Source organism: Streptomyces sp. NPDC096132, from assembly GCF_044763345.1.
In the GTDB taxonomy this organism is placed as follows: Bacteria; Actinomycetota; Actinomycetes; order Streptomycetales; family Streptomycetaceae; genus Streptomyces.
The window spans coordinates 950237-974396 of sequence record NZ_JBIWGA010000001.1; the positions used below are offsets into that span (position 1 = coordinate 950237).

The following is a 24160-nucleotide window of genomic DNA, read 5'->3' on the forward strand; positions in this document are numbered from 1 at the left end:
AAACACTAAGTCACGAGGCCTGCTCAGTGACTTTTCGGTACGCGATCTCCGCGAGCCGCGCCTGTCCGTCCTTGCTCGGATGGAACCAGTCCCAGTGACTCAACTGATCCGTGCCGAACCGGAAGTCGTACACCGCGCCCCCGTCGAACCGGCACCGCCGGTCCTTCGCGCAGACCTCCTTCAGCACCTTGTTGTAGTCCTCCACCCGCTGCTGCACGGTGTCGCGCCGCGCGGTCGCCGCCGCGTCCAGCGCGTCCGCGTCCCCCAGCATCGACGGGCAGATGCCGAGCTTCCAGATCTGCTTGCCCAGCGCGTTGCTCCGCCCCTGCGACCACAGCCGCTTCAGGTTCGGCACGCTCGCCACGTACACCTGCGCCTTCGGCAGCGTCCGGCGCAGCGTGCTCATCGCGTCCTCGAACCCGCTGCGGAAGTCGGCCACCGACGTCATCGCCGCCGTCGACTCCCGGCACGCGTCGTTCGCCCCCGCCATCACCGTCACCAGCTGCGGCTTCTCCGCCGCGGCCTGTGTCATCTGCCCCGCCAGATCCGCCATCCGGGCCCCGGTCACGGCGTAGTTCCAGCTGTGCGTGGCCGCCTTCGACGCGCCCAGCAGCCGTACGGCCAGGCTGTTCACCTCGGCGCTGGCGCCCGTCGCCCACGACACCTCGGGGCAGTCCTGCAGGACCGTACAGGCGTCGAAGCCGCGCGTGATGGAGTCGCCCACCGCCGCCATCGAGGCCGGGCTGGTGTCCCACAGCGGCGCCTGCGGGGCCTTCGCCTTCCGCGCCCCCGCGCCCGAGTCGTCGCCCCCGCCCAGCGCGTCGCACCCGGCCAGGCCCAGGACGGCCGCGCTCGTGACGGCGAGCACCGCCCGCACCCGACGGTTTCGCTTCCGCATCCCCTGGTGATCCCCTCGCTCCTCGGACAAACGGCCCCACCCATGACAACGCACAGGAGTTCCCGCCCGCCCCGGTCACTCCCCGGGACAGGAATCAGACAGGACCCACAAGATGGAACGCTTCACACCCGTACAGGCGTCCTGCCGAGTGAAAGGCGGACGTTCACGGCACCGGGACCGACGGTACGTCACACTCCTTGCGCCGCCGCACGGTAGCCTCGCCATCAACGCGGCTGCCCCGACACCGCCGCCCTGCCCGCCTGCAAGATGTCCCGCTCTGCCCGGAGGTCCCGGTGACGACACGTGGAGTTCTGTACGTGCACTCCGCGCCGCGCGCGCTGTGCCCGCACGTCGAGTGGGCGATCGCCGGGGTGCTCGGCACGCGCGTCAACCTCGACTGGATCCGGCAGCCCGCCGCGCCCGGCACCTGGCGCTCGGAGTTCTCCTGGAAGGGCCAGGTGGGCACCGCCTCCAAGCTGGCCTCGGCGCTGCGCGGCTGGCAGATGCTCCGCTTCGAGGTGACCGCCGAACACTGCGCCACCGCCGAGGGCGAGCGCTACAGCTGCACCCCCGACCTCGGCATCTTCCACGCCGTCACCGGCATCCACGGCGACATCCTCATCCCCGAGGACCGCCTCCGCGCGGCCCTGCTCCGCAGCCGACGCGGTGAGACCGACCTCGAGGCCGAACTCTCCAAGCTCCTGGGCAAGCCCTGGGACGACGAACTGGAACCGTTCCGCTACGCGGGCGAGGGCGCCCCGGTGCGCTGGTTGCACCAGGTCGTGTGAGCCAACCCAGGGGCGCGGGGAACTGCGCGAAGGGCCCCCACCGGCCCGCAGACGACGAACGGCGTGTGGCCCCGAACTCCGACAGGGAGTCCGGGCCACACGCCGTTCACGGCGGAAATCAGACGGTTCGGAACGCCAGGACCACGTTGTGCCCACCGAACCCGAAAGAGTCGTTCAGAGCAGCGATCCGGCCCTCGACAGGAAGCTTGCGGGCCTCGCCGCGGACGATGTCCGCGTTGGCCTCGGCCTCGGGGTCGAGGTTCTCGACGTTGATGGTCGGCGGAGCCACCCGGTGGTACAGGGCGAGGACCGTCGCGACGGTCTCGACACCGCCCGCGCCGCCCAGCAGGTGACCGGTCATCGACTTGGTCGCCGAGACGGCCATGTGGTCGGCGTCGTCGCCGAAGACCTTGCGCAGCGCCTTCAGTTCGGCGATGTCGCCGGCCGGCGTCGAGGTGGCGTGCGCGTTGACGTGCACGATCTCCGCCGGGTCCAGGTCGGTGCGGTCCAGCAGGTTCTGCAGCGCGTGCGAGATGCCGCGGCCCTCGGGCTCCGGCTGCACGATGTCGTGGCTGTCGGCGGAGATGCCCTGCCCGACGGCCTCGGCGTAGACGCGGGCCCCGCGCTTCGCCGCGTGCTCCGCGGACTCCAGGACGATCACACCGGCGCCCTCGCCCATCACGAAGCCGTCGCGGGCCACGTCGTAGGGACGCGAGGCACCCTGCGGGTTCTCGTTGTTCTTGGACATCGCCATCATGTTGCCGAACGCGGCGATGGGCAGCGGGTGGATCGCCGCCTCCGTACCACCGGCGACGACGATGTCGGCGCGGCCCGTACGGATCATCTCGATGGCGTAGCCGATGGCCTCGGCGCCCGACGCGCAGGCGGAGACCGGGGTGTGCACGCCCGCGCGGGCGCCCACGAGCAGACCCACGTTGGCGGACGGGCTGTTCGGCATCAGCATGGGCACGGTGTGCGGGGAGACCCGGCGGACGCCCTTCTCCTTCAGCACGTCGTACTGGTCGAGGAGGGTGGTGACACCGCCGATGCCGGAGGCGATGACCGCGCCCAGACGGTCCGGGTCGACGTCACCCTCGCTGCCGTCCTCGCCGGCCTTGCCGGCGAAACCGGCGTCCTTCCACGCCTCCTGAGCCGCGATCAGCGCGAACTGCGCCGAGCGGTCCAGCTTGCGGGCCTGCGGCCGCGGGATGACCTCGAGAGGCTCCACGGCGACCGGGGCCGCGATACGGACGGCCTGGTCGGCCGCCCACTCCTGCTCCAGGACCTTGACACCGGACTTGCCGGCGACCAGGCCCTCCCAGGTAGAGGCTGCGTCGCCACCCAGCGGTGTGGTTGCGCCGATACCGGTGACGACCACGGTGCGATTGGTCGGGCTCACGGATTCTTTCTCCAACGTTACGAGGATCAGCGGCGCCACCGCCGGGTGGCGGGGCAGTTCAGCTCAGGGGATCGGTGGATCAGCCCTGGTGCTTGAGGATGTACTCGGTCGCGTCGCCGACCGTCTTGAGGTTCTTGACGTCCTCGTCCGGGATCTTGACGTCGAAGCGCTCTTCGGCGGCGACGACGACCTCGACCATGGACAGCGAGTCGACGTCCAGGTCGTCGGTGAAGGACTTGTCCAGCTGGACGTCCTCAACCGGGATGCCGGCGATCTCGTTCACGATGTCGGCGAGACCTTCGACGATCTCTTCCTGAGTGGCGGCCATCTTGGCGCTCCTTCTTTGTGTTCCAGAGGGTGTGGCGGTGGTGCGTTCCCGTACCGGACCGCATGATCCGGCACGGAGTGCCTAGGGGAGGGTAACGACAGTCGCGGCGTAGACGAGACCCGCCCCGAATCCGATGACGAGCGCGGTGTCGCCGCTCTTCGCCTCGCCGGTCGCCAGGAGCCGCTCCATCGCGAGCGGGATCGACGCGGCCGAGGTGTTGCCGGTGGTGCGCACGTCACGGGCGACGGTGACGGACTCCGGCAGTTTGAGGGTCTTGACCATCGAGTCGATGATCCGCTCGTTGGCCTGGTGCGGGATGAAGACGTCCAGCTCGTCGGCGGTGATCCCGGCGACGTCCAGCGCCTCCTTGGCGACCTTCGCCATCTCGAACACGGCCCAGCGGAAGACCGCCTGGCCCTCCTGGGTGATCGCCGGGAAGCGCTCGACGCTGCCGTCGCGGTAGTCCGTCCACGGCACGGTCTGCTTGATGGTCTCCGACTTGTCGCCCTCGGAGCCCCACACCGTCGGACCGATCGCCGGCTCGGCGGAGGGGCCGACGACGACCGCGCCGGCGCCGTCGCCGAACAGGAAGGCCGTGGCCCGGTCCTCCAGGTCGGTCAGGTCACTCAGCCGCTCCACGCCGATGACGAGCACGTACTCGGCGCTGCCCTCGACGACCATGCCCTTGGCGAGCGTGAGGCCGTAGCCGAAGCCCGCGCAGCCCGCCGAGATGTCGAAGGCGGCCGCCTTGGCGGTGCCGAGCTTGTCGGCGATCTCGGTGGCCACGGCCGGCGTCTGCTTGAAGTGCGAGACGGTCGAGACGACCACGGCGCCGATCTGCTCGGCGGTGATCCCGGCGTCGGCGATCGCCTTGCCGGACGCCTCGACCGACATGGCGGCGACGGTCTCCTCGCCGTTCGCCCAGTGCCGGGTCTCGATGCCGGAGCGGGAGCGGATCCACTCGTCGGAGGAGTCGATCGTCTCCAGGATGACCTCGTTGGGCACCACCCGGGTGGGACGGTAGCCGCCGACGCCCAGGATGCGGGCGTACGGGTGGCCCTTGCTGGGCTTGATCTTCGCCATCAGGGCTCCTTAGGCGACACCGTGCTCGGCGATGAGCTCGCGAGCGGCGTCGAGGTCGTCGGGGGTCTTCAGGGCCAGCGTCTTCACACCGGGCAGGGCACGCTTGGCGAGGCCGACCAGCGTGCCGCCGGGGGAGACCTCGATGATCGCGGTCGCGCCGAGTTCCTTGAAGGTCTCCATGCACAGGTCCCAGCGGACCGGGTTGGCGACCTGGCCGACCAGTCGCTCCAGCACCTCGGCGCCGGTGGCGACGGCCCGGCCGTCCTTGTTGGAGACGTAGGTGACCTTCGGGTCGGCCGGGGTGAGGTCCGCTGCGGCCTTGGCGAGGGTTTCCACGGCCGGCGCCATGTGGTGGGTGTGGAAGGCGCCGGCGACCTTCAGCGGGACGACCTTGCGGACGCCCTCGGGCTTGTCGTCGTTCAGCGCGGCGAGCTGCTCCAGCGTGCCCGCGGCGACGATCTGGCCCGCGCCGTTGATGTTCGCCGGCGTCAGGCCCAGCTTCGCCAGGTGCGCGACGGACACGTCGGGGTCGCCGCCGAGCAGCGCCGACATGCCGGTCTCGGTGATCGCGGCGGCGTCGGCCATGGCGAGGCCGCGCTTGCGGACGAGGGTCAGGGCAGCGGTGTCGTCGAGGACGCCCGCGAAGGCAGCGGCGGTGATCTCACCGACGCTGTGGCCGGCGACGGCGGCCGGTGACACGTCACCGAGTGCCGTGGCCGAGACGATCCCCGCCGCCACCAGCAGCGGCTGGGCGATCGAGGTGTCACGGATCTCGTCCGCGTCGGCGTTCGTGCCGTAGTGCACCAGGTCGAGGTCGATGGCCGCCGACAGCGCACGCAGGCGGTCCTCGACACCGGGGAGGTCGAGCCAGGGGGTCAGGAAGCCGGGCGTCTGGGCGCCCTGGCCGGGAGCGACGAGTACGAGCACTCTCACACTCTCTCTTGTGGACGGCCGGAGCCGCCCGTGGGGACAGGGACGAAGAACGGCAGGGGGTTTTGTGGGCCCCCGACAAAAGACTAGGGCTGGAGATCTCCATCGACGAGGCGCCCCAGGATGAGCGCGATTCGCAGGGTGAATGCGGAGCGTACATCCGATGGCGACCAACCGGTGACGTCAGTCACACGTCGAAGCCGGTAGCGCACGGTGTTGGGGTGAACGAACAGCATCCGGGCCGCGCCCTCCAGACTGCTCGCCTGTTCGAGATAGACGGAGAGCGTCTCCAGAAGCGCGGAGCCGGCCTCCTCGAGCGGTCTGTAGATCTCCTCCACCAACTGCTCGCGCGCGCTGGGATCCCCGGCGATCGCGCGTTCCGGAAGCAGGTCGTCCGCCAGTACCGGGCGCGGTGCGTCCTGCCAGGCGGAACACGCCTTGAGCCCGGCCGCGGCGGCCTGCGCGGACCGGGTCGCGGCCAGCAGGTCGGGCACGACGGGCCCGGCGACGACCGGACCCGCGGCGAAAGGCCCGATCAGCGACTTGGCGACGGCCATCGGATTGTCGCTCCCGCCGGCGATGACCACGAGCCGCGACCCGAGCACACCGGTCAGCACCTGGAGCTTGGCGTGCCGGGAGGCCCGCCGGATGGCCTCCACCGTCAGCTCGGAGTCCCCGTCCGGAGCGGTCCCGAGGACGACACACACGTGTTCGGGCGCGTTCCAGCCGAGCGCGGCGGCCCGGCTGACGGCCCCCTCGTCGGCCTCCCCGCTCAGCACCGCGTTGACGACGAGCGACTCCAGCCGCGCGTCCCAGGCACCGCGTGCCTCGGCGGCCTGCGCGTACACCTGGGCGGTGGCGAAGGCGATCTCCCGGGCGTACACGAGCAGCGCCTCGCGCAGCACGCCCTCGTCGCCGGGGGCCGCGACCTCGTCGATCGCGGACTCCATGACCTCGATGGTGGTCCGCACCATCTCGACGGTCTGCCGCAGGGTGATCGCCCGCGTCAGCTCACGCGGCGCGGTCCCGAAGACGTCGGTGGAGATCGCCTGCGGGGCGTCCGGATGCCGGAACCACTCCGTGAAGGCGGCGATACCCGCCTGGGCGACCAGCCCGATCCAGGAACGGTTCTCCGGGGGCATCGCCCGGTACCACGGCAGCGTCTCGTCCATCCGCGCGATCGCCTGGGCGGCGAGACTTCCGGAGGACTTCACCAGCCGCTTCAGGGTCGCGGGGTGCGGGTGGGCGGCCTGCGCTGCGAGGTCGGGGTGGGTGGATTCGGGTTCGGGCACGTGGACAAGACTGCCTTATCGCTGCGCTTGCTCGCGCCGGTGGGGGTGTGGCTCTCCGGTGCCGTCGTCCGGGGGCTGCCGCCCCCGGGCCCCCGCTTCGGCCTGAACGGCCTCGTCCTCAAACTCCCCCACTCTCGGCTGCGCTCGAGCGGGGGGACCCCCAGACGGGCTGAGTGGTGCCGGCCGGGGCCGAAAAGTTCCGCCAGGGCTACCTTGGATCCCGTGATGGACGTACAGCGCGCCGACACGCGCTACCCCGGTGGCGACCCCGCAGCCGGCATCGAGACCCGGCACGCCTTCTCCTTCGGGCCCCACTACGACCCGGACAACCTCCGCTTCGGCGCGCTGATCGCCTGCAACGAGGAGCGCCTCGCCCCCGGCGCCGGCTTCGACGAGCACCCCCACAGCCACACGGAGATCGTGACGTGGGTCGTCGAGGGCGAGCTGACCCACCGCGACTCCACCGGTCACGAGACGCGGCTCCGCCCCGGCGACGTCCAGCGCCTCAGCTCGGCGGGCGGGGTGCGGCACACCGAGCGCAACGACGGCCCGAGCCCCCTGACCTTCGTCCAGATGTGGCTGGCCCCCCTGGACCCCGGCGGCGACCCGGCGTACGAGATCGTCCACGGCATCGCGGACTCGACCCCGTACGCCGTCCCGGAGGCGGCCGCACTGCTGCACGTCCGGCGTCTGGTGCCGGGGGAGCGGACGGCGGTGCCGGACGCGGCGCATGTGTACGTGCACGTCGTACGCGGCGAAGTCCGGCTGGACGGCGTCGCGTTGGGCCCGGGCGACGCGGCGCGCATCGCCGACGCCAAGGATCTCGAGGCGGTCGGGCTGACGACGGCGGAGCTGCTGCTGTGGGAGATGAACGGCCACTAGCCAGGCCGTGTCCGCCCTAGGGGAGTTCGGCCAGCACCGCGTCCGTGAAGGGGGGCCACGCCTCGATCGCCCAGGGCCCGAAGGCGCGGTCCGTGAGGGCCACGCAGGCCGCTCCCGCGGCCGGGTCGATCCACAGGAACGTACCGGACTGGCCGAAGTGGCCGAAGGTGCGCGGCGAGGACGAACTGCCGGTCCAGTGGGGGGACTTGGAGTCGCGGATCTCGAAGCCGAGGCCCCAGTCGTTGGGGTTCTGGTGGCCGTAGCCCGGCAGGACGCCCTTGGTGCCCGGGTACTGGACCGTCATCGCCTCCGCCACCGTGCGCGGGTCGAGCAGCCTGGGCGCCTGCACCTCCGCCGCGAACCGCAGCAGGTCCTCGACCGTCGACACGCCGTCCTTCGCCGGGGAGCCCTCCAGCGAGGTGCGGGTCATGCCCAGCGGCTCCAGCACCGCCTGCCGCAGATACTCCGCGAACGGGATGTCCGTCGCCTTCGCGATGTGGTCCCCGAGCTGCTCGAACCCGGCGTTGGAGTACAGCCGCCGCTCACCGGGAGGAGCGGTGACCCTGTGCTCGTCGAAGGCGAGCCCCGAGGTGTGCGCGAGGAGGTGGCGGACGGTCGCCCCGGCCGGCCCGGCGGGCTCGTCCAGCTCCACCGCCCCCTCCTCGTACGCGACGAGCACGGCGTACGCGGCGAGCGGCTTGGTGACCGAGGCCAGCGGGAAGCGCCGGCCGACAGGCCCGTGGGTCCCCAGGACCGTACCGTCGGCCCGTACGACCCCCGCCGCGGCGGAGGGAACCGGCCAGTTCTCGATCAGCGCGAGGCTCTTCAACGACATGTCGACGAGCCTATGTCCCTCACAGGAGCAGCTCCAGCAAGGGGTCGGGCTTCGGCTTGAAGCCCAGGGAGACGTACAGCGGCTCGGCCTCGGGGGACGCGGTCAGCTGGACCTGCCGGACGCCCCGTTCCCGGAACCAGTCCAGCAGCGCCTCCATGCACACGCGCGCGTACCCCCGGCGGCGCGCGCCCGGGTCCGTGGCCACGCTGAAGACGAAGCCGACGGCGCCGAGCGGATTGCCGGCCCGTCCGATCCGGTACTCGACCGTCCCCACCACCAGCGCGGCCAGCGACCCCGGCCGCTCCGGGTGGTCCACGACGAACGCGCCGAAGTCCCCGTCCGGCTCGGCCAGCCGCGCCCGCAGGGCCGGCCGTGACGCGTCGTGCCAGTCGGTGGAGCCGTCGGCCGGGGCCAGGGAGTCGAGCATCACTTGGCGCAGCCGCAGTACCTCGGCGGCGTCCTCGGGCAGAGCACGGCGTACGACACTCATGCCCGCACGCTAACCAGTGGGATCAAGCCGTGTCCCGTGCTTTTCTTACCGATTCCGCTTGCTTGGAGTGCGCTCCAAGGTCATAGCGTGGGACCCATGACGGTGTTGCAGACCACGCCCGTGACCACCGAGCAAGCCCCGAGCCCCGCAGACGTCTGCTCCGCGCCACCACCGCGGCATCCCCGCCCCGACGGGCAGGACAGCTACACGATCAGCGAGGTCGTCGCGTTCACCGGCCTGACGGCCCACACCCTGCGCTGGTACGAGCGGATCGGGCTGATGTCCCACATCGACCGCTCGCACACCGGTCAGCGCCGCTACAGCAACCGCGACCTGGACTGGCTCGACCTCGTCGGCAAGCTGCGGCTGACCGGCATGCCGGTCGCCGACATGGTGCGGTACGCCGAGCTGGTGCGCGAGGGCGACAGCACGTACGGCGAGCGCTACGAACTGCTGGAGGCGACCCGCCGGGACGTCCGGGCCCGGATCGCCGAACTCCAGGACACGCTCGCGGTGCTCGACCGCAAGATCATGTTCTATTCGGACGCCCGCCGCGTCCAGGCCTACGAGAAGCCCTTCGAAGCGGAGAGGACCACCGCCTGATGACCAGCCCCACCCTCCCGACCGCCCGGCTCGGAGCCCACGGCCCGGAGGTCGGCGTCCAGGGCCTCGGCTGCATGGGCATGAGCTTCGCGTACGGCCCCTCGGACGAGAAGGAGTCCCGGGCCGCCCTGGAGCGCGCCCTGGAACTCGGCGTCACCCTCTACGACACGGCGGACGCGTACGGCGACGGAGAGAACGAACGCTTCCTCTCGCCGTTCTTCAAGGCGCACCGCGACGAGGTCGTCATCGCCACCAAGTTCGCCCTGTCGATCCCGCCGGACGACCCGACCCGGCGGATCATCCGCAACGACGCGCCGTACATCCGCCAGGCCGTCGAGGCGAGCCTGAAGCGCCTGGACGTCGATGTGATCGACCTCTACTACATGCACCGGCGCGACCCCGACGTGCCGATCGAGGAGACCGTCGGCGTGATGGCCGAACTGGTGCGCGAGGGCAAGGTCAAGTACCTGGGCCTGAGCGAGGTGACGGCGTCCGAGCTGCGCGCGGCGCACGCGGTGCACCCGATCGCCGCCGTGCAGTCGGAATGGTCCCTCTTCAGCCGCGACATCGAGGCCCAGGTGGTCCCGGCGGTCCGCGAACTGGGCGTCACGCTCGTCCCGTACTCCCCCCTCGGCCGAGGCTTCCTCACCGGCTCCTTCACCGACGCCGCCCAGGACCTCACCGCCGACGACTACCGCCGCACCCAGCCCCGTTTCACCGGCGAGAACGCGGCGGCGAACACGGCCCTCCTGGAGCCGATCCGCACGGTGGCGGCGGCCCACGGCGCCTCTGCCGGCCAGATCGCCCTGGCGTGGGTCCACCAGCAGACCGAGGTCCACGGCCTCCCCCTGATCCCGATCCCGGGCACCCGCAAGCCGGGCCGGGTGGAGGAGAACACGGCGGCGGCACGGATCGAACTGACGGAGGAGGAACTGGTCCTCCTCGAGCCGATCGCGTCCAAGGTGGCGGGAGACAGGTACGCGGACATGACGTTCACCTCTGCCGGACGCGAGTAGTCACAGCTCCGACAGCAGCTCCGCCTTCTTCACGGAGAACTCCTCGTCGGTGACCAGACCGGCCCGGTGCAGTTCCCCGAGGTGCCGGATCCGTTCGGCGATGTCGGCGGGGTCGCGGCGTTGTACTGACGCGGGGACGGCCGCCGCCGGTCCCCGCGTCCGCACCGAGGCGAGGACGGCCGCCGCGAACGGCAGCGACTCGTGCACGGGGCCGTACCCGAGCCCGAAGACGACGGTCGCGGGGTCCTGGTCGGCCTGGGCCGGCGTGTCCTCCCCGCGCAACAACCGGAGGTGCCCTTCGAACACCTCCGGCGACCGCCACTCCACCCCGTTCAGCTCGGACACGGGAAAACTCTGGTCGCCGGCTTTCCACTTCGCCGACGACGCCCCCGTCCAGAACCACCTGAAGCGCACGGTCCGCCCGTCGAAGGACGCCTTCCCGTCGTACGCCTTGAAGGACAGCGGTGCCTCGGGAGCCGGGACGAGGAACCGTTCCGCCGGACCGGACCCGCCCCCGGACTCGGCCAGCCGGGACCGCAGCTCGTCGGCGTAGTACTCGGCGAGCACCTCCTGCTCGGCCGACAGCACCAGCCGGTAGGGGTCGGACCCGTCCTTCAGCTGTCCGGCCGCCGCCTCCATGAGCGGATCGGCCCCCGGCCGCGGCTCGGCGCGCAGCACGACGGTCCCGCGCTTGCCGGGCGTGAGCGTCACCCCGGACAGCGCGGTGAGCGGAATTCTTCGTTCACCCAGCGCCGACAGCAGCTTGGGTGTGCGCATCCCCCGTTCGTAACGGATGAGGACGGAGTCGGACTCGAACTCCCAGGCGGCATGAAATCCGGCCAGTACGTCACCCATGCGGCTCATCGTATGCGGGACACGCATCTTCGTCCCCTCCTCACGCGCGCCGCAATTCCTGCGTCTCTACGCGCGTCCGGCCGTGGTCGTGTCGGACAAACCCTCCCGGCAGGCACCGGCATCGTCGGCGCACTCCACCGAACGGTACGCGCCAGTGCCGATGTCGGCGAGGTTGCGCAGGCTGTCGGTGCCCGGCACGAAGTAGCCGCCGTGGCCCTCCGCCTCCCGGGAGGACAGCACCCGCGCGCCGAAGCCGCGGGCCATCGGGTCCTCGCCGTGCCCGAGTCCGCCGACCTCCAGGTGCGGCACGTCCTGCACCCAGTCGTCGGCGTCGCGCATCGCCCACACCCGGGCGTCGGTGCCCAGCTCGGCGGCCTTCTCCACCCGCATGCCGGGGCTGCCGGCCACCGCTATGTCGGTCACCCGCTCCGGCATCGCGTGCGCGGCGACACCGCACAGCACGGAGCCGTAGCTGTGGCAGAACATCGAGACCGGTGAGGTGCCGGGGAGGGCGCGCAGCAGGGCGTTGAGGCGTACGGCGCCGTTCTCGGCGCGCATCGCGGTCGCCGAGTCGATGCCGAGGCCGTCGGGGGAGGTGTAGTCGGCCCAGGCGATCACGGCCGTCCGGGTCGAGGGGCTCACCTCGCGTTCGGCCGTGTACAGCGCCTCGGCCATGCCGACGGGGGCCGAGTACTTGCGGTTGGTGCGCTGGAAGGTGAGCAGGTCGGTGTCGACACCGGGGACGACGACGGAGATCCGCTCGGCCTCGTCCAGGTCGCCGAAGACCTCGGCGGCCCGGCCCGAGCCCTCCGGGTCGAAGGCGAGGATCTGCCGTCCGGCGCCGCTCAACGCCTCGTAGCGGTGCATGCGCCGCCCGGCCTCCTGCTGACCGGCGGGCGAGAGCCGGTTGTCACGCATGCGTCTGCGCTCGACCCGCGCCTGCTGGAGCAGCGCGATCCGGTTGGCGCGGTAGCGCAGCTCGGCCGGGGCACCGTTCATGTTGCCGACCGCGAGCGCGTAGTCGTGCACGAGCTCGGTGCGCTGGCCGGCGGTCAGCGAGGTGAAGAAGCGGGCGATGCGGCCGGGCGCGGCGTCGGGCTCCGGCAGTTTCCGGCCGTCGACCATGCCGTGCTCCCAGGCCGTGCGCGAGGCCTTCAGAGCGGTGGTCCCCTGGTGGTGGCGCACGGCGGTCCAGCCGGTGGTCGCCAGCATCACGAACACCACGGCGAGGGCGAGCAGGGTGCGCCAGACGCTCAGTTGCGGGGAGGTGTCGAAGGAAGTCACTGGGAGGACACACTAGGAGAACGGGAGGGTCTCAGGTTAATTAAGTGACTGGGATCACGTTTCGACCGGCGTGTCGATGGTCATAATGCGCTTCACGCCCATAACTCCTTCACGCCTCGCGCCAGCTCCCCAGCAGCGCGGGCCCCACCTGATCCAGGTACTGGGACGTCAGCGCGTGGATGGCCGCCAGGCTGAACTCCTCCCGCGCCACCCACTGCCGTTCGGTCACCCGCATCACCCCGCTGAACACCGCCACCGCGAGCCGGGGCCGCGGATCGGCGTCGACGTCCAGGCCCTCCCGTTCCGCGATCACCCGCGCCAGGGTCTCCTCGATCTCCGCGGACCGCCGCAGATACGCGGCGAGCAGCACCGGCGTCGACTCGATCACCCGGTACATCCGCAGATACAGCTCCACGGGTACGACGCTCTCGACGACCTCGTTGATCGAGTACCAGCCGTCCAGCACGGCCTGCCGCAGTGCCTCCATCGGGGGTTCGTGGGGCGGGCGCTCCCGTACGGCCCGCACGAACCGGTCCACCGTCAGCTCCACCAGGCCCAGCGCGGCCTCGTCCTTGCCCGCGAAGTAGCGGAAGAAGGTGCGCTGGGAGACCTCGACGGCCTCGGCGATCGCGTCGACGGTGGTGTGCTCGTAGCCCTGCGAGGTGAACAGCTCCACGGCGGCCCGCAGCAGCGCGTCCCGGGTGCGCTGCTTCTTGCGTTCGCGCAGTGTTTCCATGAGTGTCAGTTACTGACTTGTGAACTCGTTTGTCAATTGTCAGTGGCTGTCCTTAGCCTCGAACGCATGACTAGTCAGACCATCGACACGACGGGGTCGGGGGACAAGGCGTCAGCAGCCCCGTCGGACCAGCCGCCGGCCCAGGGGCTGCGCGGCCACCCGTGGTTCACCCTCATCACCGTCGCCGTCGGGGTCATGATGGTGGCCCTCGACGGCACCATCGTGGCCATCGCCAACCCGGCCATCCAGAAGGACCTGGGCGCCACCTTCGCCCAGGTGCAGTGGATCACCAACGGCTACTTCCTCGCCCTCGCGGTCTCCCTGATCACCGCGGGCAAGCTCGGTGACCGCTTCGGTCACCGCCAGACCTTCCTGATAGGTGTCGTCGGCTTCGCCGCCGCCTCCGGCGCGATCGGCCTGTCCCACAGCATCGGGCTGGTCGTCACCTTCCGCGTCTTCCAGGGCCTGTTCGGCGCGCTGCTGATGCCGGCCGCGCTCGGCCTGCTGCGGGCGACCTTCCCGGCCGAGAAGCTCAACATGGCCATCGGCATCTGGGGCATGGTCATCGGCGCCTCCACCGCGGGCGGCCCGATCCTCGGCGGTGTGCTCGTCGAGCACGTCAACTGGCAGTCGGTGTTCTTCATCAACGTGCCGGTCGGTGTCGTCGCCCTCGCCCTGGGCGTCATGATCCTGCTCGACCACCGCGCAGAGAACGCCCCCCGGTCCTTCGACCTGCTCGGCATCGCCCTGCTCTCGGCCGCGATGTTCTGCCTGGTCTGGGCCCTGATCAAGGCCCCGACCTGGGGCTGGGGCGACGGCAAGACCTGGGCGTTCGTCATCGGATCCGTCGTCCTCTTCGCGGCCTTCGCGCTCTGGGAGACGAAGGTCAAGGAGCCGCTGATCCCGCTGGCGCTGTTCCGCTCGGTCCCGCTGTCGGCGGGCGTGGTCCTGATGGTCCTGATGGCCATCGCCTTCATGGGCGGCCTGTTCTTCGTGACGTTCTATCTGCAGAACGTGCACGGCATGAGCCCGATCGACGCCGGTCTGCACCTCCTCCCGCTCACCGGCATGATGATCGTCGGCTCCCCGCTGGCCGGCGCGCTGATCACCAAGCTGGGCCCGCGGGTCCCGCTGGCCGGCGGCATGGCGGCCACCGCGATCGCCATGTACGGCATGTCCACGCTGGACACGGACACCGGCAGCGCCGCCATGTCCCTCTGGTTCGCCCTGCTGGGCCTGGGCCTCGCCCCGGTCATGGTCGGCGCGACCGAGGTCATCGTCGGCAACGCGCCCATGGAGCTGTCGGGTGTGGCGGGCGGTCTCCAGCAGGCGGCCATGCAGATCGGCGGCAGCCTCGGCACGGCCGTGCTGGGTGCCGTGATGGCCTCCAAGGTCGACAGCGACCTGCCGTCCAACTGGACCGCCGCGGGCCTGCCCGAGCTCACCCCCGCCCAGTTGGACCAGGCCTCCGAGGCGGTCCAGGTCGGCGTGGCCCCGGTCGCGCCCGGGACGCCGGCCGAGGTCGCCGCGAAGATCGCGGACGTCGCCCACGACACCTTCATCTCCGGCATGAGCCTGGCGTCCCTGGTGGCGGCGGGAGTGGCGGTCGTCGCGGTGTTCGTCGCGCTGCTCACCAAGCGGGGCGAGAACGCGGAGGCGGGCGCGGGGGTCGGTCACATCTGAGGATCCCGGAGGGGCTGCCGAGCCCCTCCGGCACGGGTCGTTCCTGACGGGATTTCAAGGGAATTCCCCTATCAGGGTGACAACGCTAAAGGTCCCTCGCCTCCGGCACGCGCCGCAGGTCACAGTTAGTCAAGCCCTCCGGATGGGAGGGCGGCCAGGGCCGCGACGCGCTGCCGGAGGGGGACAGCGCGCCGCGGCCTTCGGCTTGGGCGGGCATGAACCGCGCGCGGTGGGTACCCGGCCATCGAAACATCCCAGGAGACCAGGGAGTTGACGATGGCCGGCTTCGGACACGGCACGCGCAGGTACCCCCGCTCACGTGGCCGCATGGGGTCACGGACCGGGCCGGACAGCGCGACCCTCGGCATCGTCGGCCTGGTCTGCGCGGTCGCCGGGTTCTTCACCCTCGGGATCGTCCTGGGTCCCGCGGCGATCGTCTGCGGCTGGCTGGCCATGGGCCGCACCTGGTCGGGCCCCCGCCCGGTACCGGCCCTGGTCGCCGTCGCCCTGGGCGCGATCGACCTCCTCCTGGCGATCATCTGGCTGGCGGGGGCGGCGACACCGGGGAACGGGTTGCTTTGAGGGGCTCCGCCCCCTGCGACCGGTACTTCAGCGCCGCCACCTCCGCCCGCAGCGCCCGTACCTCCTCCGTCAGCGCGAGGATCGCCTCCGTCTGCGCCCGCTCCTCCACGTCGTCCTTCTCGAAGCGCTCGATGAACCAGGCGGCGATGTTGGCGGTCACGACGCCCAGCAGCGCGATGCCGGACAGCATCAGCCCGACCGCGATGATCCGGCCCATCCCGGTGGTGGGCGCGTGGTCGCCGTAACCCACCGTGGTCATCGTGGTGAACGACCACCACAGGGCGTCACCCAGTGTGCGGATGTTCCCGTCCGGTGACTCCCGCTCCACCGACAGCACGGCGAGCGACCCGAACATCAGCAGCCCGACGACCACCCCCGCGACATACGTCGTCACCTGGATCTGGGTGGCCATCCGCGCCCGCCGCCCCAGCAGCAGGAGCGTGGAGACGAGCCGCAGCAGCCGGAGCTCCGCGACGAGCGGGAGCACCACCGCGCACAGGTCCAGCCAGTGGGTACGGACGAACTTCCGCCGGTCCGGCGTCAGCACCAGCCGCACCAGGTAGTCGGTGGCGAACGCCCCCCACACCACCCACTCGACGACGGTGCACGCGGCCGTCACCGTGTGCCCGGCCGATGTGTCCACGATCGGTACGGCGTAGGCGACCGCGAACACCAGGGCGAGGGCCAGCAACGGCCGTTGGCTCAGCTCTTCCCAACGCTCCTGCGCCGTTCGTTCGTGCATGGAGGCATCGTAAAGAACGCGTAAGGGGTGGCGGAGCCATCGGCTCCACCACCCCTTCGTGTGCTGGGCGCTACGCGTCTCCTCCGGCAGCCCCCGGGTCCGCCGCCGACACGTCCAGCAGCTGGTACCGGTCGATCGCCTGCTTCAGCACCGACCGGTCGACCTTGCCCTCCCTCGCGAGCTCGGTCAGCACCCCCACGACCACCGACTGCGCGTCGATGTGGAAGAAGCGCCGGGCCGCCCCACGGGTGTCGGCGAAGCCGAAGCCGTCAGCGCCCAGCGACTGGTACGTCCCCGGCACCCACCGGGCGATCTGGTCCGGCACCGACCGCATCCAGTCCGAGACGGCCACGAACGGCCCCTCGGCCCCGGACAGCTTGCGCGTCACGTACGGCACCCGCTGCTCCTCCTCCGGGTGCAGCAGGTTGTGCCGCTCGGCCTCCACGGCCTCGCGCCGCAGCTCGTTCCAGGAGGTCGCCGACCAGACGTCGGCCTTGACGTTCCACTCCTCGGCGAGGATCTTCTGCGCCTCGACCGCCCACGGGACCGCCACCCCGGACGCGATGATCTGCGCCGGGATCTGGCCCGCGGTGCCCTCGCTGAAGCGGTGGATGCCCTTGAGGATGCCCTCGACGTCCACGTTCTCGGGCTCGGCCGGGTGCCGGATCGGCTCGTTGTAGACGGTGAGGTAGTAGAAGACGTCCTCGCCGTGCGGATGCTCGGGCGAACTGCCGTACATCCTCCTGAGCCCGTCCTGCACGATGTGCGCGATCTCGAACGCGTACGCCGGGTCGTACGCCACACAGCCCGGGTTCGTCGACGCCAGCAGCTGCGAGTGGCCGTCCGCGTGCTGCAGACCCTCGCCCGTCAGCGTGGTGCGGCCGGCGGTCGCGCCCAGCACGAAACCGCGCGCCAGCTGGTCCGACATCTGCCAGAACTGGTCGCCGGTGCGCTGGAAACCGAACATCGAGTAGAAGACGTAGACCGGGATCAGCGGCTCGCCGTGCGTGGCGTACGCCGAACCCGCCGCGATCAGCGACGCCGTACAGCCCGCCTCCGAGATGCCGTCGTGCAGCATCTGGCCGGTCGGCGACTCCTTGTAGGCCAGGAGCAGATCCCGGTCCACCGCCTCGTACTGCTGACCCAGCGGGTTGTAGATCTTCGCGCTCGGGAAGAACGAGTCCATGCCGAACGTGCGGTACTCGTCCGGCGCGATCAGCACGAAGCGCTTGCCGAGCTCCTTGTCCCGCATGAGGTCCTTGAGCAGCCGTACGAACGCCATGGTCGTGGCGATCGACTGCTGGCCGGTGCCCTTCTTCACGGTCGCGTACGTCTTGTCGTCCGGCAGCGCGAGCGGCTTGGAGCGCACGACACGCGTCGGGACGTACCCGCCGAGGCCCTTGCGCCGGTCGTGCATGTACTGGAGCTCCTCCGAGTCCCGCCCGGGGTGGTAGTACGGCGGCACGCCGGACTCCAGCTCCTTGTCGGAGATCGGCAGGTGCAGCCGGTCGCGGAAGCCCTTGAGGTCGGCGACCGTCAGCTTCTTCATCTGGTGCGTGGCGTTGCGGCCCTCGAAGTTCGGGCCCAGCGTCCAGCCCTTGATCGTCTTGGCGAGGATCACCGTCGGCTGGCCGGTGTGCTCCACGGCCGCCTTGAACGCCGCGTAGATCTTCTTGTGGTCGTGGCCGCCGCGCCCCAGGTGCAGGATCTGGTCGTCGGTCATGCCCTGGACCATCGCGCGCAGCCGCTGGTCGTCGCCGAAGAAGTGCTCGCGGATGTACGAGCCGGGCTCGGTGGCGTACGTCTGGAACTGCCCGTCCGGGGTCGTGTTCATCTTGTTGACCAGGATGCCGTCCCGGTCCTGTGCGAGCAGCGGGTCCCAGGTGCGGTCCCAGATCAGCTTGATCACGTTCCAGCCGGCGCCGCGGAAGACCGACTCCAGCTCCTGGATGACCTTGCCGTTGCCGCGCACCGGCCCGTCGAGGCGCTGCAGGTTGCAGTTGACGACGAAGGTCAGGTTGTCCAGGCCCTCACGGGCGGCGATGGTCAGCTGCCCGAGCGACTCGGGCTCGTCCATCTCACCGTCGCCGAGGAAGGCCCACACGCGGGACTTGCTCGTGTCGGCGATCCCGCGCGCGTGCATGTAGCGGTTCATCCGCGCCTGGTAGATCGCGCCGATCGGGCCGAGGCCCATCGACACGGTCGGGAACTCCCAGAAGTCCGGCATCAGCCGCGGGTGCGGGTACGAGGACAGCCCGTACGGCGCCTTCGACTTCTCCTGGCGGAACGCGTCCAGGTTCTGCTCGCTGAGCCGGTCGAGCAGGAACGCGCGCGCGTAGATGCCGGGGGAGGCGTGTCCCTGGAAGAAGACCTGGTCGCCGCCGTCGCCCTCGTCCTTGCCGCGGAAGAAGTGGTTGAAGCCCACGTCGTAGAGGGACGCGGAGGACGCGAAGGTGGCGATGTGGCCGCCGACGCCGATGCCGGGCCGCTGGGCCCTGGACACCATCACGGCGGCGTTCCAGCGGGTCGCGTTGAGGATCCGGCGCTCGATCTCCTCGTTGCCCGGGAAGAACGGCTCGGCCCTGGTGGGGATGGTGTTGACGTAGTCCGTGCTGCGCATCTCGGGCACGGCCACGCGCTTCTCGCGGGCCCGCTCGATCAGGCGCAGCATGAGGTAACGGGCCCGCTCCCGGCCGCGTTCGTCGATCGCGGCGTCGAGGGAGTCGAGCCACTCCTGGGTTTCCTCGGGATCGAAGTCAGGAACCTGACTCGGAAGGCCGCCAATGATGATCGGGTTGCGATCGGATCCGGAAGCCACGCTGTTCCTTACTCTCGCTGTTCTCCAGTATCTGCACCGCCCCCCATCGTGTACCTCGGAAGCCCAAACGTCATCTCTACCCCGAGGTAACCGGTGTCCATTCGAGTCTCGTACCCTTGGATGGTTCTCAAATACGCAAACAGGGCAGATAGGTGTGGTGTACGTCACCATCCGTCCGGATGGCGTGCCTGGAGTTGCGTCGACACGGCCAGGATCGTCACCGTTTCGGCGGTCCGAACCGCCGGGTACTTGCGCGATCCGCCCCGCCCGTGTGGACTACGGCCAATGCTTCGCGCACGCGCGTGGCTGAGTTATTCCCAAGACATGATCAGGAGGCAACCCGTGAGCGCGACCGCGGACCACGCGGAGGAGCGGACGAGCCCTGCCGTCAGGCTGGGTTTCCAGCCCGAGCAGGTGGTCCAGGAGATCGGCTACGACGACGACGTCGACCAGGAACTCCGCGAGTCCATCGAGGAAACCATCGGCGCCGAGCTGATGGATGAGGACTACGACGACGTGGCCGACGCCGTGGTGCTGTGGTTCCGCGACGAGGACGGCGACCTGACCGATGCGCTGGTGGACGCCACCACGTACATCGAAGAAGGCGGCTCGATCCTCCTCCTCACGCCGAAGACCGGACGTGACGGCTACGTGGAGCCGAGCGACATCTCGGAAGCCGCGACGACGGCGGGCCTGTCCGCCTCCAAGAGCGTCAGCGTGGGCAAGGACTGGAGCGGCAGCCGGCTGGTGACGCCCAAGGCCGCCAAGTCCAAGAAGTGATGTGAGGCCGGACGGGCCGAGCCCTGCGCTCGGCCCGTCCGTCGGCTTTCGGTGACGGCTGCGTAGGGTGTTCTCACCCAGACAGCCCCACCCGAAGGGACATCTCCGCGATGGCGATCCAGGTCGGCGACAAGGCCCCCGACTTCGAGCTCAAGGACAACCACGGTGCCACCGTGAAGCTCTCCGACTTCCGTGGTGAGAAGAACGTCGTCCTGCTCTTCTACCCCTTCGCCTTCACCGGCGTGTGCACCGGCGAGCTGTGCGAGGTGCGTGACAACCTGCCGAAGTTCGCCGACCGCGACACCCAGGTGCTCGCCGTCTCCAACGACTCCATCCACACCCTGCGCGTCTTCGCCGAGCAGGAGGGCCTGGAGTACCCGCTGCTCAGCGACTTCTGGCCGCACGGCGAGGTCTCCCGCGCCTACGGCGTCTTCGCCGAGGACAAGGGCTGCGCGGTGCGCGGCACCTTCGTCATCGACAAGGAGGGCGTGGTCCGCTGGACCGTCGTCAACGCGCTGCCGGACGCCCGCGACCTGGGCGAGTACGTCAAGGCACTCGACACCCTCTGAGCCCCCGCGGCCCCCGCTGTCACCGACACCTGTGATTCATCGGCTCCAGGGCCTGCGTGGGTCGGGAACCCGTTACTAGGATCGACTCGTTGATCCGATATCCAACGCACGACGGGGCTTCCCGCCCCGGGACACCAATGGAGGAGTCGTGGGAGTCAGCCTCAGCAAGGGCGGCAACGTATCGCTGAGCAAGGAGGCCCCGGGCCTCACCGCGGTCATCGTCGGTCTGGGGTGGGACATCCGCACCACGACCGGCACCGACTTCGACCTGGACGCGAGCGCGCTGCTGCTGAACAACTCCGGCAAGGTCGGCAGCGACGCGAACTTCGTGTTCTTCAACAACCTCAAGAGCCCGGACGGCTCCGTGGAGCACACCGGTGACAACCTCACCGGTGAGGGCGAGGGCGACGACGAGCAGATCAAGGTCAACCTGGCCGGCGTCCCGGCCGACATCGAGAAGATCGTCTTCCCGGTGTCGATCTACGACGCCGAGAACCGCCAGCAGTCCTTCGGCCAGGTCCGCAACGCGTTCATCCGCGTGGTGAACCAGGCCGGCGGCACCGAGATCGCCCGCTACGACCTGAGCGAGGACGCCTCGACCGAGACCGCGATGGTCTTCGGCGAGCTCTACCGCCACGGCACGGAGTGGAAGTTCCGCGCCATCGGCCAGGGGTACGCCTCCGGCCTGCGCGGTATCGCCCAGGACTTCGGCGTCAACGTCTGAGTTCGGGGGCGCCCGAAGGTTTCACTATGTCCGGCGCCGCACCGTTTAGGGGCGGCGCCGGACGCGCAAGGACAACCGAAGAAGCAGCACCGAGCACCACCCAGGGGAGGACCAGGAACATGGGCGTCACGCTCGCCAAGGGAGGCAATGTCTCCCTGTCCAAGGCCGCGCCGAACCTCACACAGGTGATGGTCGGGCTCGGCTGGGACGCGCGCTCCACCACCGGAGCCCCCTTCGACCTCGACGCCAGCGCGCTGCTGTGCAACAGCGGGCGGGTGATGGGGGACGAGTGGTTCGTCTTCTACAACCAGCTCAAGAGCCCGGACGGCTCCGTGGAGCACACCGGTGACAACCTCACCGGTGAGGGCGAGGGCGACGACGAGTCCCTCCTGGTGGACCTCTCCAAGGTGCCCGCCCAGTGCGACAAGATCGTCTTCCCGGTCTCCATCCACATGGCCGACGAGCGCGGGCAGACCTTCGGACAGGTCTCCAATGCCTTCATCCGCGTCGTCAACCAGGCCGACGGCCAGGAACTCGCCCGCTACGACCTGAGCGAGGACGCGTCCACGGAGACGGCGATGATCTTCGGCGAGCTCTACCGGTACCAGGGCGAGTGGAAGTTCAGGGCGGTCGGCCAGGGGTACGCGTCCGGCCTCAGGGGCATCGCGCTGGACTTCGGAGTGAACGTCTCCTAGCGCTTTATGAGCAAAAGCCGGTCCCCCGTGGGCTGCGAAGAGTGCGGGACTAGACTTCAGCTTCAAAGTTTCGTAAAGCCGAGTACGGCGCGGGGGAGACCCGTACACACAGGGATTGGGTAGCCAGTGCTTCTGAAAACCTTCGGCTGGTCGTTCGCGGTGACCGCGCTCGGCCTGGTCGCTGCGGTCTTCTACGGGGGGTGGGAGGCCTTCGGCATCGTGGCGATCCTCTCCATCCTCGAGATCTCGCTGTCGTTCGACAACGCGGTGGTCAACGCCGGAATCCTGAAGAAGATGAATGCCTTCTGGCAGAAGATCTTCCTCACCGTCGGTGTCCTCATCGCGGTCTTCGGCATGCGGCTGATCTTCCCCGTCGTGATCGTCGCGGTCAGCGCCAAGATGGGCCCCATCGAGGCCGTCGACCTCGCGCTGAACAACAAGGACCGCTACCAGGAACTCGTCACCGACGCCCACCCGTCGATCGCCGCCTTCGGCGGCATGTTCCTGCTGATGATCTTCCTCGACTTCATCTTCGAGGACCGGGACATCCAGTGGCTGCGCTGGATCGAGCGCCCGCTGGCCAAGCTCGGCAAGGTCGACATGCTGTCGGTCTGCATCGCGCTCATCGTCCTGCTGATCACCTCGATGACCTTCGCCACCCACGCCCACCAGCACGGCGGTGGTCACGTCGACAAGGCGCAGACCGTGCTGATCTCCGGTATCGCCGGTCTGATCACTTACATGATCGTCGGCGGTCTCTCCGGCTACTTCGAGGACAAACTCGAGGAAGAGGAGGAGCGCGAGCACGAGGCGGAGGAGGAGGCCGCGCGGACGGGCAAGCCGAAGTCCGCGGTGCTGCTGGCCGGCCAGGCCGCCTTCTTCATGTTCCTCTACCTCGAGGTCCTCGACGCGTCCTTCTCCTTCGACGGGGTGATCGGCGCCTTCGCCATCACCAACGACATCGTCCTGATGGCGCTGGGCCTCGGCATCGGCGCGATGTACGTCCGGTCGCTGACCGTCTACCTGGTCCGCCAGGGCACCCTGGACGACTACGTCTACCTGGAGCACGGCGCCCACTACGCGATCGGCGCCCTCGCCGTGCTGCTGCTCGTCACCATCCAGTACGAGATCAACGAGGTCATCACCGGCCTCGTCGGCGTCATCCTGATCGCCTGGTCCTTCTGGTCCTCCGTGCGCCGCAACAAGGCGCTGGCGGCGGCCGAGGGAAAAGCGGAGGGCTCGGACGAGAAGACTGAGGTCTCGTCCGGGGTATGAGACGTCTTGGCGAGACCCCGCCCGTGTGAACGGGGTTTCGCCGAGGAACGCTCTTTGCGGGGCGGTCGGTGAGGAAGCTGTCCTCCACGGCCGCCCCGCCGGTTTGTCATGTGAGAGAGACGTGGGGGCGGGAATGGGCTTCTTCGACGGGCTTCTGGGCAGTCGAACGGCTGACTTCGACTCGGGCAGCGCGGCGACCAACGCGATCGAACTGACCAAACGGCATCACCAGGTCTCCCTCACCAAACAGGGCGCGGCCACCGGGAACCTGCGGGTCAACCTGACCTGGCGGATGCGGACCTCCGACATCGGCGGGCCGCAGCGGGAGAGTCTGCTGCGGCACCCCTTCAAGGCGCTGCGGCCCCCCGAGGTCATAGGGCACAGCCAGAGCATGGTCAACGTCGACCTCGACCTGGGCTGCCTGTACGAGCTGTCCGACGGCACCAAAGGGGTCGTACAGCCGCTCGGCGGGCTGCTGGGGGACGTGAACGCGGCGCCCTACGTGAAGCTCAGCGGGGACGACCGGTTCGGGTCGGCGTCCGGGGAGACGATGTACGTCAACCTCGACCACCGGGACGACATCAAGCGGCTGCTGGTGTTCGTGTACATCTACGACCAGACGCCGGCGTTCGACCGGACGCACGCGATGGTGACGCTGTATCCCAGCAACGGGCCGCGGATCGAGATAGGTCTCGACGAGCGGCATCCCCAGGCTCGGTCCTGCGCGGTGGTGATGATCGAGAACGTGAAGGGGGAGCTGGTGGTGCGGCGGGAGGTGCGGTTCGTGTACGGCTTCCAGGCCGAGTTGGACCGGTTGTACGGGTGGGGGTTGCAGTGGGGGCGGGGTTACAAGACGAAGGTGGAGAAGTAGCG

The 24160-nt window shown here is 69.7% G+C and carries 25 protein-coding genes; 12 read left to right on the forward strand and 13 right to left on the reverse strand.

All coding sequences use genetic code 11. The features are described 5' to 3' along the window. Nucleotides 1-10: 10 nt before the first annotated feature. Nucleotides 11-898, reverse strand: a complete 888-nt coding sequence (locus ACIRF9_RS04075) for an SGNH/GDSL hydrolase family protein (protein WP_403815879.1) — start codon at nt 896-898, stop codon at nt 11-13. Nucleotides 899-1191: 293 nt separating this feature from the next. On the opposite strand from ACIRF9_RS04075, the gene ACIRF9_RS04080 reads away from it, so the two are divergent. Then, nucleotides 1192-1686, forward strand: a complete 495-nt coding sequence (locus ACIRF9_RS04080; protein WP_403815881.1) for a DUF3145 domain-containing protein — start codon at nt 1192-1194, stop codon at nt 1684-1686. Nucleotides 1687-1804: 118 nt separating this feature from the next. On the opposite strand, the gene ACIRF9_RS04085 is transcribed toward ACIRF9_RS04080, so the two are convergent. The 5 genes from ACIRF9_RS04085 to ACIRF9_RS04105 form a co-directional block, all read right to left on the reverse strand. Continuing rightward, nucleotides 1805-3085 (reverse strand): beta-ketoacyl-[acyl-carrier-protein] synthase family protein, encoded by a 1281-nt coding sequence (locus tag ACIRF9_RS04085; RefSeq protein ID WP_403815883.1) that lies wholly within the window; start codon nt 3083-3085, stop codon nt 1805-1807. Between the two features lie 79 nt (nt 3086-3164). Then, nucleotides 3165-3413 (reverse strand): acyl carrier protein, encoded by a 249-nt coding sequence (locus tag ACIRF9_RS04090; protein ID WP_403815885.1) that lies wholly within the window; start codon nt 3411-3413, stop codon nt 3165-3167. Between the two features lie 81 nt (nt 3414-3494). Next, nucleotides 3495-4496: a ketoacyl-ACP synthase III gene (locus ACIRF9_RS04095; protein WP_403815888.1), complete on the reverse strand. Its 1002-nt coding sequence runs from the start codon at nt 4494-4496 to the stop codon at nt 3495-3497. A 9-nt stretch (nt 4497-4505) separates the two neighbouring features. Continuing rightward, complete coding sequence (locus ACIRF9_RS04100) at nt 4506-5423, reverse strand: ACP S-malonyltransferase (RefSeq protein WP_403815891.1); 918 nt, start codon at nt 5421-5423, stop codon at nt 4506-4508. A gap of 89 nt (nt 5424-5512) precedes the next feature. Then, nucleotides 5513-6718, reverse strand: coding sequence for a PucR family transcriptional regulator (locus ACIRF9_RS04105; RefSeq protein WP_403815894.1), 1206 nt, complete (start codon nt 6716-6718; stop codon nt 5513-5515). A gap of 225 nt (nt 6719-6943) precedes the next feature. On the opposite strand from ACIRF9_RS04105, the gene ACIRF9_RS04110 reads away from it, so the two are divergent. Then, nucleotides 6944-7600, forward strand: a complete 657-nt coding sequence (locus tag ACIRF9_RS04110; protein ID WP_403816128.1) for a pirin family protein — start codon at nt 6944-6946, stop codon at nt 7598-7600. A gap of 16 nt (nt 7601-7616) precedes the next feature. Here the strand turns inward: ACIRF9_RS04110 and ACIRF9_RS04115 are convergent, their stop codons facing one another. Together ACIRF9_RS04115 and ACIRF9_RS04120 are read right to left on the reverse strand one after the other, a co-directional pair. Further along, nucleotides 7617-8435, reverse strand: a complete 819-nt coding sequence (locus ACIRF9_RS04115) for a serine hydrolase domain-containing protein (protein ID WP_403815896.1) — start codon at nt 8433-8435, stop codon at nt 7617-7619. 19 nt (nt 8436-8454) lie between these two features. Next, a complete protein-coding gene (locus ACIRF9_RS04120) occupies nt 8455-8925 on the reverse strand; it encodes a GNAT family N-acetyltransferase (protein WP_403815899.1) in 471 nt (156 codons plus the stop codon). A 96-nt stretch (nt 8926-9021) separates the two neighbouring features. Between ACIRF9_RS04120 and ACIRF9_RS04125 the strand changes: the two genes are divergently transcribed. Both ACIRF9_RS04125 and ACIRF9_RS04130 read left to right on the forward strand, forming a co-directional pair. Then, nucleotides 9022-9528, forward strand: a complete 507-nt coding sequence (locus ACIRF9_RS04125) for a MerR family transcriptional regulator (RefSeq protein WP_403815902.1) — start codon at nt 9022-9024, stop codon at nt 9526-9528. Further along, nucleotides 9528-10544 carry an aldo/keto reductase gene (locus tag ACIRF9_RS04130; RefSeq protein ID WP_403815905.1) on the forward strand — a complete coding sequence of 339 codons (1017 nt, stop codon included), beginning with the start codon at nt 9528-9530 and terminating at the stop codon, nt 10542-10544. Before ACIRF9_RS04125 ends, ACIRF9_RS04130 begins: the two co-directional genes overlap by 1 nt. On the opposite strand, the gene ACIRF9_RS04135 is transcribed toward ACIRF9_RS04130, so the two are convergent. From ACIRF9_RS04135 to ACIRF9_RS04145, 3 genes are all read right to left on the reverse strand, one after another. Next, nucleotides 10545-11408, reverse strand: coding sequence for a DUF4429 domain-containing protein (locus tag ACIRF9_RS04135; RefSeq protein ID WP_403816131.1), 864 nt, complete (start codon nt 11406-11408; stop codon nt 10545-10547). 57 nt (nt 11409-11465) lie between these two features. Further along, nucleotides 11466-12683 carry an alpha/beta hydrolase gene (locus ACIRF9_RS04140; protein WP_403815908.1) on the reverse strand — a complete coding sequence of 406 codons (1218 nt, stop codon included), beginning with the start codon at nt 12681-12683 and terminating at the stop codon, nt 11466-11468. Nucleotides 12684-12792: 109 nt separating this feature from the next. After that, nucleotides 12793-13419 carry a TetR family transcriptional regulator gene (locus ACIRF9_RS04145; RefSeq protein ID WP_403815910.1) on the reverse strand — a complete coding sequence of 209 codons (627 nt, stop codon included), beginning with the start codon at nt 13417-13419 and terminating at the stop codon, nt 12793-12795. Nucleotides 13420-13485: 66 nt separating this feature from the next. Here ACIRF9_RS04145 and ACIRF9_RS04150 point away from each other — a divergent pair, with 66 nt between their 5' ends. Both ACIRF9_RS04150 and ACIRF9_RS04155 read left to right on the forward strand, forming a co-directional pair. After that, nucleotides 13486-15102: an MFS transporter gene (locus ACIRF9_RS04150; RefSeq protein WP_403815913.1), complete on the forward strand. Its 1617-nt coding sequence runs from the start codon at nt 13486-13488 to the stop codon at nt 15100-15102. A 276-nt stretch (nt 15103-15378) separates the two neighbouring features. Beyond that, nucleotides 15379-15684, forward strand: coding sequence for a small hydrophobic protein (locus tag ACIRF9_RS04155; RefSeq protein WP_403815916.1), 306 nt, complete (start codon nt 15379-15381; stop codon nt 15682-15684). On the opposite strand, the gene ACIRF9_RS04160 is transcribed toward ACIRF9_RS04155, so the two are convergent. Together ACIRF9_RS04160 and aceE are read right to left on the reverse strand one after the other, a co-directional pair. Beyond that, nucleotides 15638-16426, reverse strand: a complete 789-nt coding sequence (locus ACIRF9_RS04160; RefSeq protein ID WP_403815919.1) for a potassium channel family protein — start codon at nt 16424-16426, stop codon at nt 15638-15640. The two genes, ACIRF9_RS04155 and ACIRF9_RS04160, sit on opposite strands and share 47 nt — an antisense overlap. A gap of 70 nt (nt 16427-16496) precedes the next feature. Continuing rightward, nucleotides 16497-19244, reverse strand: coding sequence for a pyruvate dehydrogenase (acetyl-transferring), homodimeric type (gene aceE / locus ACIRF9_RS04165; RefSeq protein ID WP_403815921.1), 2748 nt, complete (start codon nt 19242-19244; stop codon nt 16497-16499). A gap of 342 nt (nt 19245-19586) precedes the next feature. Here aceE and ACIRF9_RS04170 point away from each other — a divergent pair, with 342 nt between their 5' ends. From ACIRF9_RS04170 to ACIRF9_RS04195, 6 genes are all read left to right on the forward strand, one after another. Continuing rightward, a complete protein-coding gene (locus ACIRF9_RS04170; protein ID WP_403815923.1) occupies nt 19587-20024 on the forward strand; it encodes a DUF3052 domain-containing protein in 438 nt (145 codons plus the stop codon). A gap of 110 nt (nt 20025-20134) precedes the next feature. After that, nucleotides 20135-20593 (forward strand): peroxiredoxin, encoded by a 459-nt coding sequence (locus tag ACIRF9_RS04175; protein WP_359287187.1) that lies wholly within the window; start codon nt 20135-20137, stop codon nt 20591-20593. 148 nt (nt 20594-20741) lie between these two features. Then, on the forward strand, nt 20742-21317 hold the full coding sequence (locus ACIRF9_RS04180; RefSeq protein ID WP_403815927.1) for a TerD family protein: 576 nt from the start codon (nt 20742-20744) through the stop codon (nt 21315-21317). 119 nt (nt 21318-21436) lie between these two features. Then, nucleotides 21437-22012, forward strand: coding sequence for a TerD family protein (locus ACIRF9_RS04185; protein ID WP_403815930.1), 576 nt, complete (start codon nt 21437-21439; stop codon nt 22010-22012). Nucleotides 22013-22138: 126 nt separating this feature from the next. Continuing rightward, complete coding sequence (locus ACIRF9_RS04190; RefSeq protein ID WP_403815933.1) at nt 22139-23287, forward strand: DUF475 domain-containing protein; 1149 nt, start codon at nt 22139-22141, stop codon at nt 23285-23287. A gap of 133 nt (nt 23288-23420) precedes the next feature. Continuing rightward, nucleotides 23421-24158 (forward strand): Tellurium resistance, encoded by a 738-nt coding sequence (locus tag ACIRF9_RS04195; RefSeq protein WP_403815935.1) that lies wholly within the window; start codon nt 23421-23423, stop codon nt 24156-24158. Nucleotides 24159-24160 lie beyond the last annotated feature (2 nt).